Source organism: Bacillus sp. JZ105 (genome assembly GCF_053903125.1).
In genome coordinates this window covers 754662-773921 of the sequence record NZ_CP096387.1, presented here as the reverse complement: position 1 = coordinate 773921, position 19260 = coordinate 754662, and the positions used below count along the sequence as shown (strand labels likewise).

At 41.3% G+C, this 19260-nt stretch carries 17 protein-coding genes and 1 pseudogene; 9 read left to right on the top strand and 9 right to left on the bottom strand.

Annotated features, from left to right (window positions below):
- Positions 1 to 17: 17 nt before the first annotated feature.
- The gene (locus tag M1D81_RS03810; RefSeq protein ID WP_044334637.1) at positions 18 to 1676 is read right to left on the bottom strand and encodes a pyridoxal phosphate-dependent decarboxylase family protein; all 1659 of its coding nucleotides are present in this window, start codon (positions 1674 to 1676) and stop codon (positions 18 to 20) included.
- Between the two features lie 578 nt (positions 1677 to 2254).
- On the opposite strand from M1D81_RS03810, the gene M1D81_RS03805 reads away from it, so the two are divergent.
- Together M1D81_RS03805 and M1D81_RS03800 are read left to right on the top strand one after the other, a co-directional pair.
- Positions 2255 to 4237: an LTA synthase family protein gene (locus tag M1D81_RS03805; RefSeq protein ID WP_456265581.1), complete on the top strand. Its 1983-nt coding sequence runs from the start codon at positions 2255 to 2257 to the stop codon at positions 4235 to 4237.
- A gap of 98 nt (positions 4238 to 4335) precedes the next feature.
- Positions 4336 to 4923 (top strand): DUF4309 domain-containing protein, encoded by a 588-nt coding sequence (locus M1D81_RS03800; RefSeq protein WP_456265582.1) that lies wholly within the window; start codon positions 4336 to 4338, stop codon positions 4921 to 4923.
- Positions 4924 to 5169: 246 nt separating this feature from the next.
- On the opposite strand, the gene M1D81_RS03795 is transcribed toward M1D81_RS03800, so the two are convergent.
- Positions 5170 to 5676, bottom strand: a complete 507-nt coding sequence (locus M1D81_RS03795; protein ID WP_456265583.1) for a DoxX family protein — start codon at positions 5674 to 5676, stop codon at positions 5170 to 5172.
- A gap of 195 nt (positions 5677 to 5871) precedes the next feature.
- Between M1D81_RS03795 and M1D81_RS03790 the strand changes: the two genes are divergently transcribed.
- A complete protein-coding gene (locus M1D81_RS03790; protein WP_456265584.1) occupies positions 5872 to 6564 on the top strand; it encodes a DUF817 domain-containing protein in 693 nt (230 codons plus the stop codon).
- 18 nt (positions 6565 to 6582) lie between these two features.
- On the opposite strand, the gene nagE is transcribed toward M1D81_RS03790, so the two are convergent.
- Positions 6583 to 7950 (bottom strand): N-acetylglucosamine-specific PTS transporter subunit IIBC, encoded by a 1368-nt coding sequence (gene nagE, locus M1D81_RS03785; RefSeq protein ID WP_456265585.1) that lies wholly within the window; start codon positions 7948 to 7950, stop codon positions 6583 to 6585.
- 187 nt (positions 7951 to 8137) lie between these two features.
- On the opposite strand from nagE, the gene map reads away from it, so the two are divergent.
- From map to M1D81_RS03770, 3 genes are all read left to right on the top strand, one after another.
- Positions 8138 to 8887, top strand: a complete 750-nt coding sequence (gene map / locus M1D81_RS03780) for a type I methionyl aminopeptidase (RefSeq protein ID WP_024424611.1) — start codon at positions 8138 to 8140, stop codon at positions 8885 to 8887.
- A gap of 122 nt (positions 8888 to 9009) precedes the next feature.
- On the top strand, positions 9010 to 9171 hold the full coding sequence (locus M1D81_RS03775) for a hypothetical protein (protein WP_087978305.1): 162 nt from the start codon (positions 9010 to 9012) through the stop codon (positions 9169 to 9171).
- 134 nt (positions 9172 to 9305) lie between these two features.
- Positions 9306 to 9443: a YflJ family protein gene (locus M1D81_RS03770; RefSeq protein WP_064497716.1), complete on the top strand. Its 138-nt coding sequence runs from the start codon at positions 9306 to 9308 to the stop codon at positions 9441 to 9443.
- Positions 9444 to 9485: 42 nt separating this feature from the next.
- Here the strand turns inward: M1D81_RS03770 and M1D81_RS03765 are convergent, their stop codons facing one another.
- Positions 9486 to 10136: an MOSC domain-containing protein gene (locus M1D81_RS03765; protein ID WP_456265586.1), complete on the bottom strand. Its 651-nt coding sequence runs from the start codon at positions 10134 to 10136 to the stop codon at positions 9486 to 9488.
- Positions 10137 to 10258: 122 nt separating this feature from the next.
- On the opposite strand from M1D81_RS03765, the gene M1D81_RS03760 reads away from it, so the two are divergent.
- Positions 10259 to 10531, top strand: a complete 273-nt coding sequence (locus M1D81_RS03760; RefSeq protein WP_262090688.1) for an acylphosphatase — start codon at positions 10259 to 10261, stop codon at positions 10529 to 10531.
- A 251-nt stretch (positions 10532 to 10782) separates the two neighbouring features.
- Here the strand turns inward: M1D81_RS03760 and M1D81_RS03755 are convergent.
- A pseudogene (locus M1D81_RS03755) lies at positions 10783 to 11669 on the bottom strand (LysR family transcriptional regulator).
- A 117-nt stretch (positions 11670 to 11786) separates the two neighbouring features.
- Here M1D81_RS03755 and M1D81_RS03750 point away from each other — a divergent pair.
- The gene (locus tag M1D81_RS03750; RefSeq protein WP_456265587.1) at positions 11787 to 13196 is read left to right on the top strand and encodes an MFS transporter; all 1410 of its coding nucleotides are present in this window, start codon (positions 11787 to 11789) and stop codon (positions 13194 to 13196) included.
- Positions 13197 to 13467: 271 nt separating this feature from the next.
- Here the strand turns inward: M1D81_RS03750 and M1D81_RS03745 are convergent, their stop codons facing one another.
- Positions 13468 to 14574, bottom strand: coding sequence for a nitric oxide synthase oxygenase (locus tag M1D81_RS03745; protein ID WP_456265588.1), 1107 nt, complete (start codon positions 14572 to 14574; stop codon positions 13468 to 13470).
- 103 nt (positions 14575 to 14677) lie between these two features.
- Positions 14678 to 15235, bottom strand: a complete 558-nt coding sequence (locus M1D81_RS03740; protein ID WP_456265589.1) for a PadR family transcriptional regulator — start codon at positions 15233 to 15235, stop codon at positions 14678 to 14680.
- A 112-nt stretch (positions 15236 to 15347) separates the two neighbouring features.
- Between M1D81_RS03740 and M1D81_RS03735 the strand changes: the two genes are divergently transcribed.
- Entirely contained in the window at positions 15348 to 15833 is a 486-nt protein-coding gene (locus M1D81_RS03735) for a phenolic acid decarboxylase (protein ID WP_008341777.1), read from the top strand.
- A 189-nt stretch (positions 15834 to 16022) separates the two neighbouring features.
- Here the strand turns inward: M1D81_RS03735 and M1D81_RS03730 are convergent, their stop codons facing one another.
- Together M1D81_RS03730 and M1D81_RS03725 are read right to left on the bottom strand one after the other, a co-directional pair.
- A complete protein-coding gene (locus tag M1D81_RS03730; protein WP_456265590.1) occupies positions 16023 to 17654 on the bottom strand; it encodes a M14 family metallopeptidase in 1632 nt (543 codons plus the stop codon).
- A 177-nt stretch (positions 17655 to 17831) separates the two neighbouring features.
- Positions 17832 to 19130 (bottom strand): citrate:proton symporter, encoded by a 1299-nt coding sequence (locus M1D81_RS03725; protein WP_034283666.1) that lies wholly within the window; start codon positions 19128 to 19130, stop codon positions 17832 to 17834.
- Positions 19131 to 19260: the final 130 nt, after the last annotated feature.

Here is a 19260-nt window from a genome sequence, read left to right as displayed (position 1 = left end):
CCACTCTCAGATTTGATTTAAGCATGTACATTTTCAAATTGTCCACAAACAGATGCAATCACATCTTTTAAATAAGATACGATATGAGGGATATGCTCTGGTAACGTATAAGGTGAGATGACAAAAAACTTACTAACACTTAGATAGAATTCTTGACCTTCTTTTGAGTTGACAAGTAAAAACTTCGTTGTATCGCCAAAGAACATCTCATCTCTTTTCTCTCCAAGTTTTTCAAACAGCATTTTGTTCAATTCATTGTTTCGCTCAATTTCCATTGAAGTCGCTTCGCCAGAAATCTCTTCTTGAAAACGCGGTGAGCCGTCTAGGTAAATTCTAAATAATGTCGCCATTCCGACGTTGTCATCATTCACGACTTCTGCTTGCGGAATTTCTCGACTAAGTGCTTCTCTGAAGGCAAGGTTCACTTCTAAGAATTGACCGAGCAAGCGCTGATAGCCTTCAACCCCAAACGTTAAGAGCACACTCAGCATACTGATCGAGCTTCCCATTCTTGAGCACTCAAGCGTATAACCCGTATGGTATTCACCGTAGCCTCTATGGCCAACATATGGCGTCTCTTGTTCCTCCAGGTCCAAACGCTTTAAGTCAGCAGCGTTTTTCACTAAGAATAAACTGGATGTGTAAGGTGTTTGGCCGAGCTTTTGAAAATCAAAGCACATCGAGTCTGCAAGAGAAAGATGCTGGAATTTCGCTTTGATTTCTTTTAGCATCCGAAGAACACCGACTGAGAATTGCAGCGGGTTTTCTGATACATCATACTCATTAAAGAAAGCAAAGAATCCACCCAGCGCCGAATCTGCATGAATATGCGGCACCTTCAGATCATACTTTTCAGCAATCGCTTCTGCTGTTTCACGTACCCCTTTGACATCATCAATTGCAATGGCATCTGTTGTTCCGGTTGTTGCCACAATATAAACGGGAATCCCGCCACCCTGTGCAACACGTTCCATTTGACAACGCAAATCTTCCATATCCATTGAATGATCTTTATTCGTCTTAATTCTGATTAAGTTGTTTGTGCCTAGTCCTGTTGCTTCCATTGACTTAAATAAGCTGTAATGTGCAGCATCAGAACAAAACGCATAAAGATTTTGTGGAACTCCTTTTCGCAGTGACTCCGGCGCAGCTTTTGCGATCGCTAAACGAAGTCCTGAAAAAATCGCTCCTTGACCTCCCCATGTTGTGTATCCCCCGCTCATATTTGGATCATATCCGATGAGCTTAGACATCATTGAAACCACTCTGACCTCAGCTTCCGCACCTGCTGGTCCATAAACATCCCAAAGGTTGTTTCCGTTTACCAGCATAGCTGTCAGCATGCCTAAAATTCCTGGTGTACTTGCCATTGGCAAAATGTTCGTGAAGAAATACTTGGTGTGGTATGGATGGTTATGTAAAAGCTTCAGTAATTCTTCATTCACAAGTTCCGCTTGCTGGCCGTTCATCGGAATTTGACTTGTTTCAGTGAGCTTTTTGTAAAAATCCTCCCCACGATTCTTTTCACCTTTAAGGTGTGCACGGTTGGGATCTTTCAGGTCATCGACCCCTGAAATGATCTGCTCCATCAATTTGATGAGTTCTTTACGCTCTCCTGCATTTCCGTCCTCACTCGGAAACCAGTTCTGAACGAGGTTCTCTGCTCGTACAGTCATATACTATCAATCCTTTCAATGGAAGATTTCCTGTCACTGTCTATATCGACCCCAATTCAGAAGTTTATAGTCTCGATATGTTCACTTAAGTATATTTAGATAATTTGTTCACTTATTAAAATAAATGAAACCCTTAAAAAATACATGAAAACCATTATGTTCACGAAACACAAAAATATATTGATATATTGTATAGGAGGAATTTTTATCCATCGTCTTATTCTATTACATGGCTCATTTTTTTTGTTTAACCTGCATAAACATTAATAAACAATGGAAATACTCTCTAAATGACCATTGTAGAAATTAAATTAATTCTTTAGACTTGTATCTTTTTACCTGTTTTATTGATATAGCAACTGGAAAATCACTGAATTTTCTGCAAATAATAGGTCTATTTTCATAAAAAGTTTTTCGATTGGCGAATATTTTCATTTCTCTCCTTTTATTGCTCGGACAGGCTTGCAAAGGCTCTTCACCGGTTATGACTTTTCTATTTGTGCATTTCGTGGTATATTCTAATGGTTCGTTTTCTTTCGTTCCGCCTCTTCCGTGTATCGGAGAAAAGGAGTGTTTATATGAAAACATTTATTCAAAAAAGAGGTCTCGGCTTCTTTCTAATTGCAGCCATCTTACTATGGCTCAAAACGTATTCAGCGTATTTAATCGAATTTAAACTTGGTATATCAAATGTGCTTCAGCATATTTTGCTTTTCGTGAATCCCATTAGCTCCAGCTTGTTCTTTCTTGGTTTTGCTTTATTGTTCAAGAAGAAATGGCAGCCTGCCGCTATCATTGTGATTCACTTTTTCATGTCTTTTTTACTATACGCAAACATCGTGTACTATCGATTCTTCAATGACTTTATCACGCTGCCTACAGTGATGCAGGCAGGAACGAATGGCGGACAATTAGGTGATAGTGCATTTTCACTCATGCGTTGGACTGATGTGTTTTACTTTATTGATACAATCATTTTGATCGTACTTGCAATCCGCATGAAAAGACAGCAGAAAACAAGTACAGCCACTGTACCTGTTCAAAAATCAAAATCGTTTAGACTCGTCCTTGTGTCCTCTGTTGTGATCTTTATTTTAAACTTAGTAGCTGCAGAGATCGATCGTCCAGAGCTTTTATCAAGATCGTTTGACCGCAATTATTTGGTTAAATATTTAGGTGCTTATAACTTTACTGTGTTTGATGCCATTCAAAATGTGAAATCAAACAGCCAGCGTGCTCTGGCAAATTCAAATGACGTGACAGATGTAGAGAACTATTTAAAAGCGAACAGCGCTGATCCTAACCCGGCTTATTACGGGAAAGCGAAAGGCATGAATGTCATTACAATTTCTCTTGAATCTCTGCAAAACTTTGTCATTGATTATAAGGTGAATGGAAAAGAAGTAACGCCATTCCTTAATTCATTGGCACACGACAACAAAACGTTTTACTTTGACAACTTCTTCCATCAAACAGGACAGGGAAAAACGTCTGATGCTGAATTTATGATGGATACTGGGTTATTCCCATTATCACAGGGCTCTGTTTTTATTAACAAAGCGCAAAACACATATCAAGCACTTCCTGGTATTTTGAAGAAGGATCAATATACGTCAGCAGAATTCCATGGCAATACGAAAACCTTCTGGAACCGTAATGAAATGTTTAAATCCTTTGGATATGACAGATTTTACGATTCTGAGTACTACGATATGAACGAGCAGGATACGAAGAACTATGGACTGAAAGACAAACCGTTCTTCAAAGAGTCGATGCCAATCCTTAAAAACATGAAGCAGCCGTTTTATTCGAAATTCATTACCTTATCGAACCATTTCCCATTTGGAATGGATGAAGGTGATACTGATTTCGAGCCTGGTGATTTCGGTGACTCTGTCGTCGATAACTACTTTCAATCGGCTCATTATTTAGATGAAGCGATTGAACAGTTCTTCAACGATTTGAAAAAGTCAGGTCTCTATGACAACACAGTCGTCATTATGTACGGAGATCATTACGGTATTTCTGAAAACCATAATGAAGCGATGGAAAAAGTGACTGGACAAAAAATTGGAGATTATGAAAATGCGCAGCTTATGCGTGTGCCGCTCTTTATCCATGTACCTGGCGTAAAAGGCGGACAGATTCATAAATACTCTGGTGAAGTCGATGTCGCCCCAACTCTTCTGCACCTGCTTGGTGATGATACGAAGAACTATTTAATGTCTGGTTCTGATATCTTATCGAAGAACTTTAAAGAGCTTGTGCCATTTAGAAATGGTGACTTCGTGTCTAAGGACTACACGAAAGTAGGCAATAACTATTACAGCAACAAAACAGGCGAGAAAATCGAGCCAACAGACAAGGCATCCCAAGAAAATGAAACGGTGAAAAAGATGCTGGAGACATCTGATAAGATTGTCACCGAAGATTTACTCCGTTTCTACAAGCCTAAAGGCTTTACACCGATTGACCGCAACGACTATGACTATACAAAGAAAGTACAGGATGAAAAGGATTCCTCTTCCGCCAAAGATGAATCCAGCTCTTCTTCAAAATAACGTTCTCATACTAAGAACCAGCCGATCCTTGATCAGCTGGTTCTTTTCACGTTTGATCATGATTGCACCGGGTATAGGAGAAGAAGGAGGGATTTATCATGAAGAAAACAGCAGCTTTTGTCGTGACTGCTTCACTTGCTTCATCCGCCCTATTCGGTTTCAGCCCTGCTGTCTCAGCACACGCCATGACTAAACCAGCAGCAGAGCAAACCGTTCCTCAAGGTCCAAAAGCCGCGCTTAACAGCATTTATAAGCTGGCACATAAAGGACAAATGCCCTACTATGCGAAGGGACTGAAAATAGGCGTTCAAACAAAAGAAGATGTTCATCATCAGCTCGGAAATCCATATCCAGAAACAGGCCAAAGCAGCTTTGATTTGTATCATGCGGAAATGGGGAATCCCGGATTTGCTTTTCACTATGATGCAAAAGGCAAAATTGATGAAATCCGTTATTTCGGTACAAATGTAGAAAAAGAAACAAATATCGGCGGTATGACCTCTTCGTTACTAAAGAAACAGCTTGGACCAGCGGATTCAGTGAGCACCATTCCGCAGACAAAAGAGAAAAAATATGTGTATCGAACCGGTGATTATGAACTCGAATTTATCGTAGGCCATGATCCAGATATGAGCCAGCATGAGCTCACCGTCCTGCATATCAACCTCATGAAAGCCGATTCTTAAATAAAAAAGCATCCTGAGTTTGTGCTCAGGATGCTTTTAGATTGCTGATAAAGGGCTAAAATGATCTTTATTTTAGCCCTTTGTCTTCCTTTCAGCGTGATAGAAAACCTTTGCAGCCCTAGGAAGGACGAGTACCGGAGCGGAGCGAATTTGACATTCGTGAGTACCGGCGCAGACCTGACACCGAATGCGAGGGTTTGTCTACACGCTGAAAGCATCCAGAGCTTGTGCTCTAGATGCTTTTCTTTATGATGATGCCACTTCTAACTGCGGCTTTCTTTTCATTGTTCTTTTTAGGAATGGACCTGCGATATAATCAAGTCCAAATTTGCCTGCATTCCCTTTCGCTGCCATGATGACGATGGCAATAAGCAGAAGCAGCGGGTTCACAGAGACAGTCCCAGCTAGTAAGAAAGAGACATTCATCACGCTTCCAAAAAAGGCTGCTGTTGTTGTAAACAATCCAACAATTAATCCTAGGCCTACTAAGATTTCTCCCCACATGACCATGGCACTGAATAGTCCGGCATTTGGCAAAGCGACATTTTCTAAAAACCATACATAGAACGGATACACAAGATGACCATCTTTGACAACAGGTTCAGATATTGCAAATTGCAAAAAGCCTGATGCATCAAATCCACCTGTTAGTTTTCCAATACCAGATGTCAGCCAAGTCCATCCGATATAAAGTCTTGCTGCCAAAAGGATAACGGCTGCCCATACATTCGTTTGTAAGAATTTTGTAAACATGATGATGCCTCCTTTTAAATTATGTGAAATATTTCACATTTTCTTTATGATCTTATTATACTACTCAATATGTTATTTGTGATCTTTTTCACATATATATTCACAAATTGTTCATGAATATCTAGTTGAGGTAAACTTTTCCCTTGCTAAAACCGTCTAAGTCATTTCAGACAGTAAAAAGGGGTTTCATTTTGTATGAAAACACTATTTCATTTTGCTTATTTACAGGCCATCTCATGTCTATTCCCCGTCATGATCTTTGCGGCGCTTGCCCTATCAAAGACGGTGACTATTCCTTTTCTTCACCGGTATGATTTCATTCTACTGCTTTGCCTCGCGGCTCAGATCCTGATGCTGACGCTGCGGCTGGAGACTTGGGCGGAGCTAAAGGTCATTTGTCTATTTCATCTCATAGGAATCTGTTTAGAAGTGTATAAAGTACATATGGGCTCTTGGTCCTATCCAGAAGAAGCTTATACAAAAATATTTGGGGTTCCACTATATAGCGGCTTTATGTATGCGAGTGTGGCTAGTTATATTTATCAAGCATTTTCACGACTTCATGTCAAAGTGGCTGAGTGGCCACATCCATTTCTTTCAATTGGCATCAGTTTGTGCATTTACCTCAATTTCTTTACGCATCACTGGCTCTATGATGTCAGATGGTGGCTGACATGTCTGCTTGTTGTTTCATTTCTCCTGATTGGCTTTTTTATTTGGGTTGCCGAAAATGTTACCACCTTTTTAGGCGCATGGCAATATCCAAATCAGCAGCATGCTTGGTCCATTGTTCATCTAGGGAAAATTAGTTCATGGTTCTTACTCGTTGTGATCAGTATTGTGCTAGTGATCGAACAGCGTAAACAAAAAAACGTTCAGCCCATTTGACCTGGCTGAACGTTTTTTTTAATCTCGATCGACTTCTTTACGGAGATCATTTGCGACAAATTCTACATTCGTTCCAATAATAATTTGTACGGATGTTTTTCCAGAAGTCAGCACCCCTTTGGCACCTGCTTTTTTCAATGTACCTTCATTTAATAAATTAGTATCCTCTACTGTTAAGCGAAGACGTGTAGCACAATGATCAATGGTGGTGATATTGTCTTTGCCGCCAAGCCCCTCTACGAGCATACTCGCTCCACCTGCCGTCACCGCATCATCCGCTGCGATATCTTCCAAGTCATCATCTTCCCTGCCTGGTGTTTTCAGCTTTAATAGTTTAATGAGGAAATAGAAAACGACAAAGTACACGACGCCATAAATGATTCCTACTACAAGAAGCAAAATCGGTTTTTGCGCAATACCGAAACTTAAGACGTAATCAATCGCACCTGCTGAAAAGGCAAAGCCGCTATGAATCCCAAGAGTGTTCACAATAAAAAGCGAAAGCCCCGTCAAAATAGCATGGACACCATATAAAAGTGGAGATAAAAACATAAAAGAAAATTCAATTGGTTCAGTGATCCCTGTTATAAATGATGTAAGTGCCATCCCAATCATCAGACCAGCTGTTGCTTTTCGTTTCTCAGGTTTTGCAGTCACAACCATGGCTAGACATGCCGCTGGCAGACCAAACATCATCACTGGGAAGAATCCGGTCATAAAGACACCTGCGCTTGGATCTCCTTTAAAGAATCGCGCTAAATCCCCTGTTGCTCCGCTGAATTCCCCGAATTGAAACCAAAATAAATTATTCAAGACATGATGAAGTCCTAATGGAATGAGTAATCGGTTAAAGAAACCAAACAGCCCTGCACCTGTTGCACCAAGACTTAAAATCCATTCTCCTAAATCATTGATTACACTTTGAATCGGCGGCCATACATATCCGAAAACGGCTGCTAATAGAATGGTGAAAAGTGCGGTCATAATAGGCACAAGCCGCCTTCCGCTAAAGAAACCTAAGTATTCCGGCAGTTTCGTATCCTTAAATTTATTGTAAACATAACCTGCCAAAAGCCCGCATAAAATACCGCCCAATACCCCCATATTGTTGGTTGAGTTAATCGACGTTGTACCGGCTGACAAAATAAAATAAGAAATCGCTCCTGATAATGCCGCTGCCCCGTTCCCATCTTTTGAAATACCAATCGCTACACCCATTGCAAAAATTAAAGCCAAGTTCGCAAAAATTGCATTCCCTGCCGCATGAATAAACGGGATATTGAATACATCCTCCCGCCCAATGGCCAAAATAATCCCTGCTGCTGGAAGTACAGCGATTGGAAGCATAAATGATTTTCCGAGCTTTTGAAAAAACTGAAACACCATCTGATTTCCCCCCTTTGTCATCATCATGACCAAATCATTCATGATGTTCATAAAAAATATATCATATGCACGTCTAGTTATCTATACCAATTTGTCCACATCCATTTGAATTCCGCTCTTTACTCTTTTTGCGTAAAATGTGGTAAGCTATTGAATAGAATGAAGATATAGAAAGCGGGAATGAACAGTGATTGTCAAACATGATCATGAGTTAGAAGCCTTAAAAAAAGTCGGCCGAATTGTCGCTTTGGCAAGAGAAGAAATGAAAAGCCAAGCGAAACCAGGCATGTCTACAAAAGAATTAGATTTGATTGGGAAAAAAATATTAGAAGAACATGGGGCCAATTCAGCACCTGAAAAGGAATATGACTTCCCTGGTACCACTTGTATCAGCGTGAACGATGAAGTTGCACACGGTATCCCAAGTGAAAAAACCATTTTACAAGAGGGCGACCTCGTAAATATTGATATCTCAGCAGAACTAGATGGCTATTATTCCGATACAGGCATTTCATTCGTTTTAGGTACAGGTGATGCTCGTCTTGAAGCATTATGTAAGTGTGCGGAAGATGCGTTCCTTGAAGGATTAAAGCATGCAAAAGCCGGTAAAAGACAAAACCAAATTGGCCGTGCGGTCTACAATACAGCGAAAGAACAAGGATTTACCGTCATTAAAAACCTAACAGGACACGGCATTGGGAAGAATCTGCATGAAGCACCTAACCATATCTTGAACTACTATGATCCATTCGATAATGCTTTGTTTAAAAATGGCACAGTCATTGCTTTTGAACCTTTTATTTCAACAAATGCTGAATCGATTTATCAAGCTGATGATGGCTGGACATTTAAAACACCAGATAAAAGTCTAGTCGCACAGATTGAACATACGATTGTGATCACTAAAGACGAACCAATTATTTTAACAAAGCTGTAAGCAGCGGGTCCCCTCCTTCACTGGAGGGGATTTTTTCATGCCCGTTTCACGAATCTGTCACGACTAAACAAAAAAGCCTGTGGTAAAATAGGCAAAGATATGTGAAAGGGGTCTTATTTGATATGTGGTTCATCATCATAGGTGTTATCTTTTTCATCGAAAGTATTATCTTAACGGTTGTAGGGATTAAGAAAAAACAATCCATGATGACCTATCTTGGTGTTGTCATCATGATTATGACGGTCGGCATGATCCTCGTTACCCTCAACCCGCCAAATTCATAAATCAATATTTCCAGCATATACATGGATCATAGGCAGATAGAATCAGTTTTCATTTCTTGACACCTGCACGCTTTTCACGTTCTTTTTTGAGATGTTACAATGCAGGCAGTTTCAATTGAAAGGAGTTTTCTATCATGCATTATGGTAGCAAAGGCTGGTATGTCGAAGAATTAAAGAAGCTTGGTGTGACTAAGCATGAAGGAAGAAAGCTTCAAAGCTTAAAAACATATTTCCTTGCAAATCTTCTTGAGCAAAAGAAACGCAGCTCATAAACGCTGAAAAGCCGTACATCTTAAGATAATGTACGGCTTTTTTTAAATGTGCTGAATTCGTTTTTCTAAAGACTTCCTCACCACATCTGCTAAAGCATCTACTTCAAGAACGGCTTTCAGTCTCTCTGGACTTGTTTGACGATATTTGACTTCATTAACCTCATGGACCGTAATGTGATGGGACGCTTTTTCTACTAGTACTAGCGATGCATCAGGCGGCACCATGCCTTCTTTCAATACACGTATATAAAAGCCTGTATACCCTGTTTTTTGCACTTCCTTTACAAGCTTCATGCTGCCATGCTTAAGAGACAATTTCACACAAGGCTGTCTTGGCTGGCTCACCTCAACAAATGCATCTCCAAGCTGAAACACATCGCCAATATGCACATTCGTTTCGACTAGCTGGCGTACTGTTACATTCTCGCCAAAGGCAGCTTCCTGTAATGGTACCCCTAAAAATTGTTCAAAGTGAGCATAATGATCATACGGATAGACGCAGACGGCTTTATCATAACCCCCATGATGAACCAAATCCCCCTGACCATCTCCTTCAAAATTGACCTGACTTAAATACACAGGCTCATGAATGCGCCTTTTGTTGATGGCTGTTTTGATTTCTTTTCCATTCGCATATGTAATGATAGGTTGTCCCACTTGGATTCCTTCTATGTCGTAGCTCTTTTGTCCCACGATGCCCATCTCCTTTGGTTGTCTACTGGCTTTTATTTTACATCGTTTGACAATCAAATCATAGTCGAGGCGTGAAGATCAGATGCAGGCTATGGTACGATGTGAAAAAAGGAGAGATGACCATGATTCAATATCACGCCATTGTAAAAGGACGTGTGCAAGGAGTCGGCTTTCGTTATTTTGTTCAGGGAGAAGCCGTCAATCGTGGAATGAAAGGCTGGGTACGCAACACAGATGAAGGTCATGTCGAGTTAAAGGTAGAGGGTGAGCAGCAGAAAGTGATTGATTTCTTAGAGACTGTCCGGAAAGGAAGTCCTTTTTCAAAAGTCACCGACATGCAAATGGAGCCGCTCACCGAGCTTGCTCATTATCAGGATTTTCGAATACGGTCATAAAAAACCTAGCTATATGTAAACATTATTCCTATTCATGATAGTTAAACGGAGCTTTCGTATTAGTTCAGCCAGAACTTTCTGGTTGAACTTTTTTTATTTAGATTTAATCTATCAGTAGCCAGGCTAGATACGGAGGCGTGGGACATTGATTCCGTCAAGTAAACTGTTTACCACCTACATGTAGAAATATGTTTGAGGCTGGTTGGGACTTAGACCTCGTATAATATCGAATCGGTATGAGTCATGCAAGATTAATTGGGCTGGTTCGATATTGCCTCAAAATAGTCTAGAACTACCTTGCGGAAATCCAATGAAGCTTGCGTCATGTATCGACTTGTATGCCATAATAAAGCGATATCACGTACAAGTTCATGATTCTCAACTTGCAAATATTTAATCTTTCCCCAGGATATTTTTGCTGTGCTTGGTATGAAGGCAAGTCCAATTTCAGCTTCTACAAGACTGATCAAACGTGTAGGTTCATCACCCTCATACACATATTTAAGGTCAATTCCAGCCGATTTGCATACAGAGTCTACTAAATCACGAGTGCCGTATCCTCTTTTCACACCGACAAAGCATTCATCCTTAAGTTCTGTTAAACATACGCTAGTTCGGTCTGCCAGTCGATGCCCATGAGGAACTGCTACAAGAATGGGATCAACAAAGACAACTTGACATTCGATGTCTTCCCCTTGAAAAGGAGAGGACGACAAGCAAAAATCGACTTCGCCTCGATGTAAAAGCGTGACCATTTCCAGTGTGGTCAGCATTTGCACATGAAATTGGATATTAGGACGTTTTTTACGAAACTCTCGCATCATCTGAGGCAAAGTGCTTGCTGTGGTTACCGCAAGCTTTAGTGTGCCAGATTCTCCTCTAGACAAATCGATAATCTCCGGTTTTCCTTGTTCCAACTCAAACAAAGCCCTTTCCGCGCGACGAATGAATTTCTTGCCAAATTCATTTAATCGCAGTTTCCTGCCTGTGCGATCAAATAAAGGTAACCTAAATCTTCTTCCAGACGCTGAATCGTTTTGCTTAGCGACGATTGCGTAACGTGGAGGCTTCGTGCAGCTTCAGTTACATGCTCTAATCGAGCTACCTCTAGAAAATATTGTAGTTGAAGGAGTTCCATTTCATTTTCTCTCCAATCATTCCTTTTGGTCAATGATATCATAACTTTAAATGCGTTGGAATGAATGTAAAATTCCAAGTAAGATATCAATATAACAAATTTAAAGGGGGAGAAAAAATGAATTCTCGTAGCAGATGGTTAATGATATCCGTTGGACTAGGAATATTATTAAACCCTTTAAATTCATCAATGATTTCTGTTGCTATTGCTAGGTTGCAACATGTGTATAGCATTGATTTTACTGCTGTTTCCTGGATTGTGTTTTCATTTTATATCGCTAGTGCTATCGCCCAACCTGTCATGGGGAAGGCTAGTGATTTATTCGGCAGGAGGAAGATATTTCTGGCTGGTCTTGTTGTATCCTTAGTTTCTTCTATTCTGGCTCCATTTTCTCCAAATTTCGGATGGCTTATTGTGTTCAGAATCGTACAATCCATCGGAACTAGTATGCTGATTGCAGTTGGAACAGCTATAGTACGCCTTCATATTACAGAAAAGCAATCAGATGCTTTAGCAGGTTTATCAATTTTCCTATCCGGTGCGGCAGCTATAGGACCTTTTGCCGGAGGAGTACTTATTCAATGGTGGGACTGGCCAGCGATCTTCATCGTCAATACCCCGTTTGTAGTAGCGAGCTTTATATTAACTTGGAAAATGATTCCTAATGATGGACCAGCAGCAACGGTTTCACGTGACATGTCGTTTCGAAAATTACTGGGTGTGATTGATGTGCCAGGAATTCTGCTCTTTGCGGTGGGTCTGATTGCCCTTCTAGTTGGCTTGCTGGCAGCGAAATCATCTGGGCATTTCTCTATGTGGAATATCGTTGTTGTGCTAATCGGGCTCGTTGCGGTGGGAATATTCGTACGACATGAGCTAAAAACAGTGTCGCCATTTATTCCTTTACGCACCTTCGCCAAATATCCAGGGATGACTTGGGTCAATATACAATACTTGCTAGTTAACTTCCTTTATTATTCACTCTTTTTTGGGATTCCGTCATACCTGCAAATGGTACGTCATGTCAGTGAATTCCAGACAGGGATTCTTATGTTAACCTTGGGCTTGAGCTCGATTGCAGCTTCGCCAATAGCAGGGAAATGGGTCGGTAAATCAGGACCCAGACCTGCATTGATTGTATCCTCATTACTGATGGTAGTAGGGGCAGTGTGGATCGTGACATGGACGCAAAGTTCACCAGTCATCAGTGTGTGCCTGGCGTTAGCCGCATTCGGTTTTAGCAACGGGCTAAACGCTGTTGGTATGCAGGCAGCTTTGTTTAAAAGCTCTCCAAAAGAAATTGCTGGTGTAGCATCTGGCCTATTTAATACTTCGAGATACTTGGGAACAATTTTATCTTCACTGTTGACAGGTATCATTATGGGAGGTGCGTTCACCTTTACAGGATTCCGATTGCTGGGGGTTTTCCTAACGGTCATTGCATTGGTCTTATTATTTATAAGTCTGCGGCTCAGATATTCTGAGCAATTGGATGAACCGAGTACAAGCAATTCAAACAAAAAATAAGAGCTGAATGTTATAACAACTGTTAATATCAAGGAATGGTCCTCATGGGATCAAACTTGGGAGGGAATGCAAAAGGATAAACGTGAGAGAGTCATCCAGAAGTGGAATGCGAGAGCGCAAACTTTCGCCCATTGTTGTGGTAAGGAAGAGATCTTTTGTGGTCATCATAAATAAAACAAAAGGGATAGATATCTATCCCTTTTGTTCAGTTTAAATGGACACATGTATTATGATAAAAGACACCTTTTTATGGAATTACATATAACTCCCGCTAGGCTTTTTCTGTCCCGTGATAGGGCTTGTCCTGATAAAAATAGTTTGGTTTCACAATGGTATTGTCGTAATGCTTGTGGAATATGTGGGTAGCAGCTGGTGATACTGGCGGAATCAGCCATGTCCAGTCCCCAGTCAGCTTGCGCTCCGCCTTTTCTTCCTGCTTTTCAAACTGCTTGAATTGATGTGCTGCTGTATGGTGATCGACAATGGTCACCCCTGCTTCGCGATAAGAATGGAGAACCGCCACGTTCAATTCGACAATGGCTTTATCCTTCCAAAGGGACGAATTCTTGGTTGTGTCCAGTCCTAAAAGAGAAGCGACTTTTTTCAGCATATTGTAGCGGTTTTCATCCGCTAGGTTACGTGCGCCAATTTCTGTGCCCATATACCAGCCATTAAACGGTGCAGCATTGTAATGAATCCCGCCAATCTCTAATTTCATATCAGCAATAATCGGAACCGCATACCATTTTAATCCTAAATCACGGAATCCATCATATTCAGGATGGGTGATCTCTACCTCTTGAACGATTTCTTTCGGAAGCTCATACAGAACAGGCGGCTGATCTTTTAGCTGAAACATAAGAGGCAGAATATCAAAATGTGTGCCCTCCCCTTTCCAGCCATGGGCTTCACATAATTTTGTTAATTCAAGAGATGCCTCGTCGCCGATGATGCCATATTCCGTCTCATAGCCTGCATAGCGAACGAGCTGATGATTATAAATGACGACTTCCTTCTGTCTGTTTTTCTCTGGGGGAAAGATCGTAATGGACGGTTTGATTTTCCCGCCATTTGTCGCATACTCAATATGATGAAAGAGCGCCTCCTTCACCTCATCCTCTGTCTTTACATGCCGGCAGTCATGCACATGCAGGGTCGACCAAAACAAACGGCCAATGCAGCGGTTACTGTTGCGCCATGCCATTTTTGCCCCGTGAGCTAATTCCTCTAGTGTATGCGTATAAATTCCTTCAGACTCGATTTCTTTTTTTATTTCATGCAGACGTGCTGCCTTCTCTTCATTTGACTTGTTTAATTCTTCATAGCATACAGAAATAAAAGCTTCTGCTTCATTCCACAACGCTTCTTGATTACTCAAACATACTCGCCTCACTTTAATACGAATATATCCATTGTAGCGGTTTCTATTGATAAATTCACTCGTTTCAAACCATTTTTTATCATATCATCCGACCATTGCCTTAGACCATAGATGAATCAATACGTTTAAGGGTCTTTTGGAGCCAGCGGACATAGCCTTTTTCTCTTTCAATTGCCCTTGTCAGCACTAAGTAATGCCCAAATTGCGCTGAATGCAGTGATTCAGCAGAAGGGTCTTCCTCTGTCAAAACATGCAGCTTTTGTTCCAGTACCTCTACTTTCTTGGTGCGCTCTAAAAGTTGATAGGCAAACAGGTCAGCCGCTTCTTTTTTGTCCATGGAGGAGATGAAAAAGGTTTTGAGCATGAATTCATCCTTTGTTGTTTCCGGAATCGGATCTTTTGTTCTTAACCACTGACGCAATTCTTCTTTTCCTGCCGCTGTGATTTGATAGACTTTCTTCTCCAGCTTTTTTCCTTGTATGTGAATATCAAATTCAATAAACCCTTCCTCTGTAAGACGCTTCAGTTCAGGGTAAATCTGACTGTGCTTCGCACTCCAAAACTGTCCAAGGGAATCCTTAAAATGTTTCGTGATATCATATCCCGTCAGCTCATGCTGATCCAACAAGCCAAGAATGGCATATTTTAGTACTCTCATGATGGGCCTCCAACGCTTATTCTTTGACAATAGTATACCATAGACTTTAAAATAAACATGTAAATCACAACATGTTTGAAAAAACATCATTCTAATGAAAGAAGGAATAAACATGGATCAATTCGTTGGACTTCATATGATTTATACGTATGAAAATGGCTGGGAATATGAGATTTACATTAAAAATGATCACACCATTGATTACCGCATTCATAGCGGCATGGTTGGAGGACGCTGGGTCCGTGATCAAGAAGTAAATATTGTGAAGCTGACAAAAGGCGTATACAAAGTCTCTTGGACAGAACCAACTGGGACAGACGTCTCTCTGAACTTTATGCCTGAAGAAAAACGCATGCATGGCGTCATCTTCTTCCCTAAATGGGTGCATGAACGTCCAGACATCACCGTCTGCTATCAAAATGACTACATCGATCTCATGAAAGAATCTCGTGAAAAATACGAAACCTATCCGAAATATGTTGTCCCAGAATTTGCGGACATTACGTATATCCATCATGCAGGTGTGAATGACGAAACCATTATCGCAGAAGCACCATATGAAGGCATGACAGATGAAATAAGAGCTGGACGAAAATAAAAAAAGCGGCACGCCTAGTGCCGCTCAGCGTGTAGACAAACCCTCGCATTCGTTGTCAGGTCTGCGCTCCGGTGCTCACGAATGTTTCAATTCGCTCCGCTCCGGTACTCGCCCTTCTAGACTGCAAAGGTTTTCTATCACGCTGAAAAGAAGACAAAGGGCTAAAATGATCTTTATTTTAGCCTTTTTTTATTGAATACCTAACGTCTTTTGAGGAAGTACGAAACGATAGACTGGCAGTTCATCACCTGTTTTTGAAGCAATAAACCCTGATGACATATAGCTGTCCTTTGATTCTGGTTCAAGGGCAAGTGAGAGCAAATTGGTTTGCGGCTGTGCCGTGACATAGACCTTTGTTCCTTTTGGCAGCTGACGTTTCTTGTCAACGAGTTTTGTTTCAAGCTGAATATCTGTTTTGCTCTTTTCTTCTCGCTTTGTCACTTGATAGGCTTGTACCGGTACTTTCATGCCAGCCGGCAATGTGACACTTTTTAATCCTAATGTTCTGAGTTTCTTCTCTACTCCTTCATGACCCGGAAGAATGAGATAAGCTGTCGGCCGCTCTCTTGTTAAGACAGGAACAGCATCGCTCGCACTGTGAAAGCGTACAGGAACTTGAGTCGTTTGTCCTTTCTCAATATCAACCATTTCCAGCGAGTCATTGACAGGTGCTTGGAAATCGTCTTGAATGACCACCTGATCATCATCATTTGGCTGCAATCCTTTTTTGACCAGCTTCAGCCGCTCCTTCACCATTTGCTGCTTCACCTGTTTGGCATGTTTCACTGTAGTTTCAATGATTTTTTCATGGGTGGCTACTTGCGCAGCGACGCGGCGGGCAAAATCCTCTCTTCCAATCCCAATCCCTCTGCTTTCTACAAGAAATGACAGGGCTGGCGAAAGTGCAAGGGCATTACGGCCAATTCGCGCATCCGTTCCACCTTCATAGATGTCGATCTTTCCATCCTTTCCTCTTGTGTTTGTATAATACAAATCGTTAGAAAATCCTTTATTCGTCAGCGTTTCACGAACTCCGTTAACGTATAACTCATTTGATGTCAGCCGGATGCTTTCAGGAATGTTTAAATTCTTCCCTGAAAGAATAAGCAAATCATGATATTTGAGAGCGCCTGATGAACCAATATTTTCAAACTGCTTTTGACCCACATCGTATTCATGGGCATCAATAACTACCTCTGGCGCATACCGATTAAATTCTTGATGCAGGGCTGCCAGTTCTGGAGATTCTAATGTCATATGATCACGGTTTCCGTCTAATCCGTTTGCCAGTCTGCGGTCAAACGCATAAGAACCATCAGGATTGATTCTTGGAACAATGATGATATTGACATGATTGAGTATACGCTCTCCTTCTTCACCTGCTAATCGTTTTGCAATGACGAGAGCAGATTCACCGGAGGCTGGTTCATTTCCGTGTATTTGTGCTTGGAGCCAGATGGTTGGCTTTTTTGAAAGTGGAGTAATGGAGCGATCCTTTGTAAAGTACAGGGCCGGAATGGACCTGCCTTCAATGGATGTTCCAATCTGTTTCTGAGTGGCATATGGGCTTTTGCGGACAATGTCTTTTAAGAAAGCTTGAAGCTCTTCTTGTGTCGTAAATGCTTCTCCTTTTTTCTGAAAGGCAGGGGTTTCAAACGTCTCGCCAGGCTTAGGGTATAGCTTTTTCACTGAAGCCGGCTGTTCATAACTCTTTCCATAATAAGGGGTTTCTGCATGAGCTGAAGTTGGGCTCACCATCGACAAACTGCCTGCCAAGAGGCATGCAGCAGCAAAAAGAATCGTGCCTTTTCGTTTGGACATGCTATCCTCTCCCTTCATTGATTTGCATTATAAAGAAAAAAACAGAAAAAGTGTCAGTATTTTTCAAAAATAAACCTTTTGGAGGAACAGGCATATCTTTGTCTAGGGCAAATGAATGGAGCCTGCCCGGCAATATGACCTAAAAAAAGTGCCTGCCCGCAGCAGACACTTTTTTATTTACCAGATGGAAATGGCCCCAATGAGAACCGCCATGACGGTCATAGCGACGACTGCCAGCACAGCCCATTTCATCCCAAATTTCTGATGCTGATCCAGTGATACGCCAACAAGTCCAACAAGTAAATGAGTCGATGGAACAAGTGGACTTAACATATGAATCGGCTGGCCAATAATAGAGGCTCTGGCAATCTCAATTTTATCGACACCGTATGCTGCCGCTGTTTCTGATAGGATCGGCAGTACGCCATAAAAGTATGCATCATTCGGCATAAAGAAAGTAAAGATCCCGCTTGTTAATGCGACAATAACTGGAATAAATCCGCCAAGCTGCTCTGGAATTGCAGATACAATCGAAATCGCCATTTCATCGACCATTTTCGTTCCAGTTAGAATACCTGTAAAAACACCTGCCGCAAAAATCATCGAAGCAATGGCTAAAACGTTTGTTGAGTGAGCGGCAATTCGCTCACGCTGCTGATCTAAGTTCGGATAGTTCACGATAATCGCCACACAGAAAGCAAGAACAAATAGAACAGTTAAGCTGACTTTACCTGATACAAGCAGCAGCACTAATAACAAAGTCAGCGCCAGGTTAAACCACCAAAGCTTCGGCCGTTTGATGTCATCTTGCAGTGCCGCTGCCATTTCATTTGCATGAATCGGCTGGTCAAGTTCAATGACACCAAGGCGTTTTCTTTCGGCTTTTCCAAGAAAATAAGCAACAATAATCATACTGAGAACCCCTGCACCAATGACTGGAATCATCGGTCCAAATAAAAGTGAAGGATCAACGCCAAGTGCACTCGCCGCTCTAGGTGTAGCTCCTCCCCATGGAATTGTATTCATAATTCCCATGCCAACCCCGGCAATACCCGCTAAAATAATTGGACGGATGCCAAGCAGCGTAAATAGTGGAAGCATCGCTGTTGTTGTAATCATATACGTTGTTGTTCCGTCACCATCAAGTGCAACAAGCATCGTCAGGACAGCTGTTCCGACCACAATTTTTAATGGATCGCCTTTAACGATTTTTAAAATTTTCGCCACCATTGGGTCAAATAAACCCGCATCAATCATAATGCCAAAGTACAAAATCGCAAACATGATCATGACCGCTGTTGGTGCGACTTGCTGCACGCCTTTGACAATCATATCTGAAATTTCAGTAAAATGAAAACCTGCAATAAGAGCAAATGCAATCGGTGTTAACACCAATGCCGTTAAAACAGACATACGTTTCGTCATAATCAAAACCATAAATACAATCATCATAAGAAATCCTAAGATTGCTAACATATTGTTCACCCCTTATGTTGTATACGCTTTCATTAATGTGTTGGTATCCCATTTCCAACCCTTTTTGTCATCATATCTGAGGTGAGAATTGAAGTAAATATTATGAATTTTAATTCTTTTTCGGTCGATA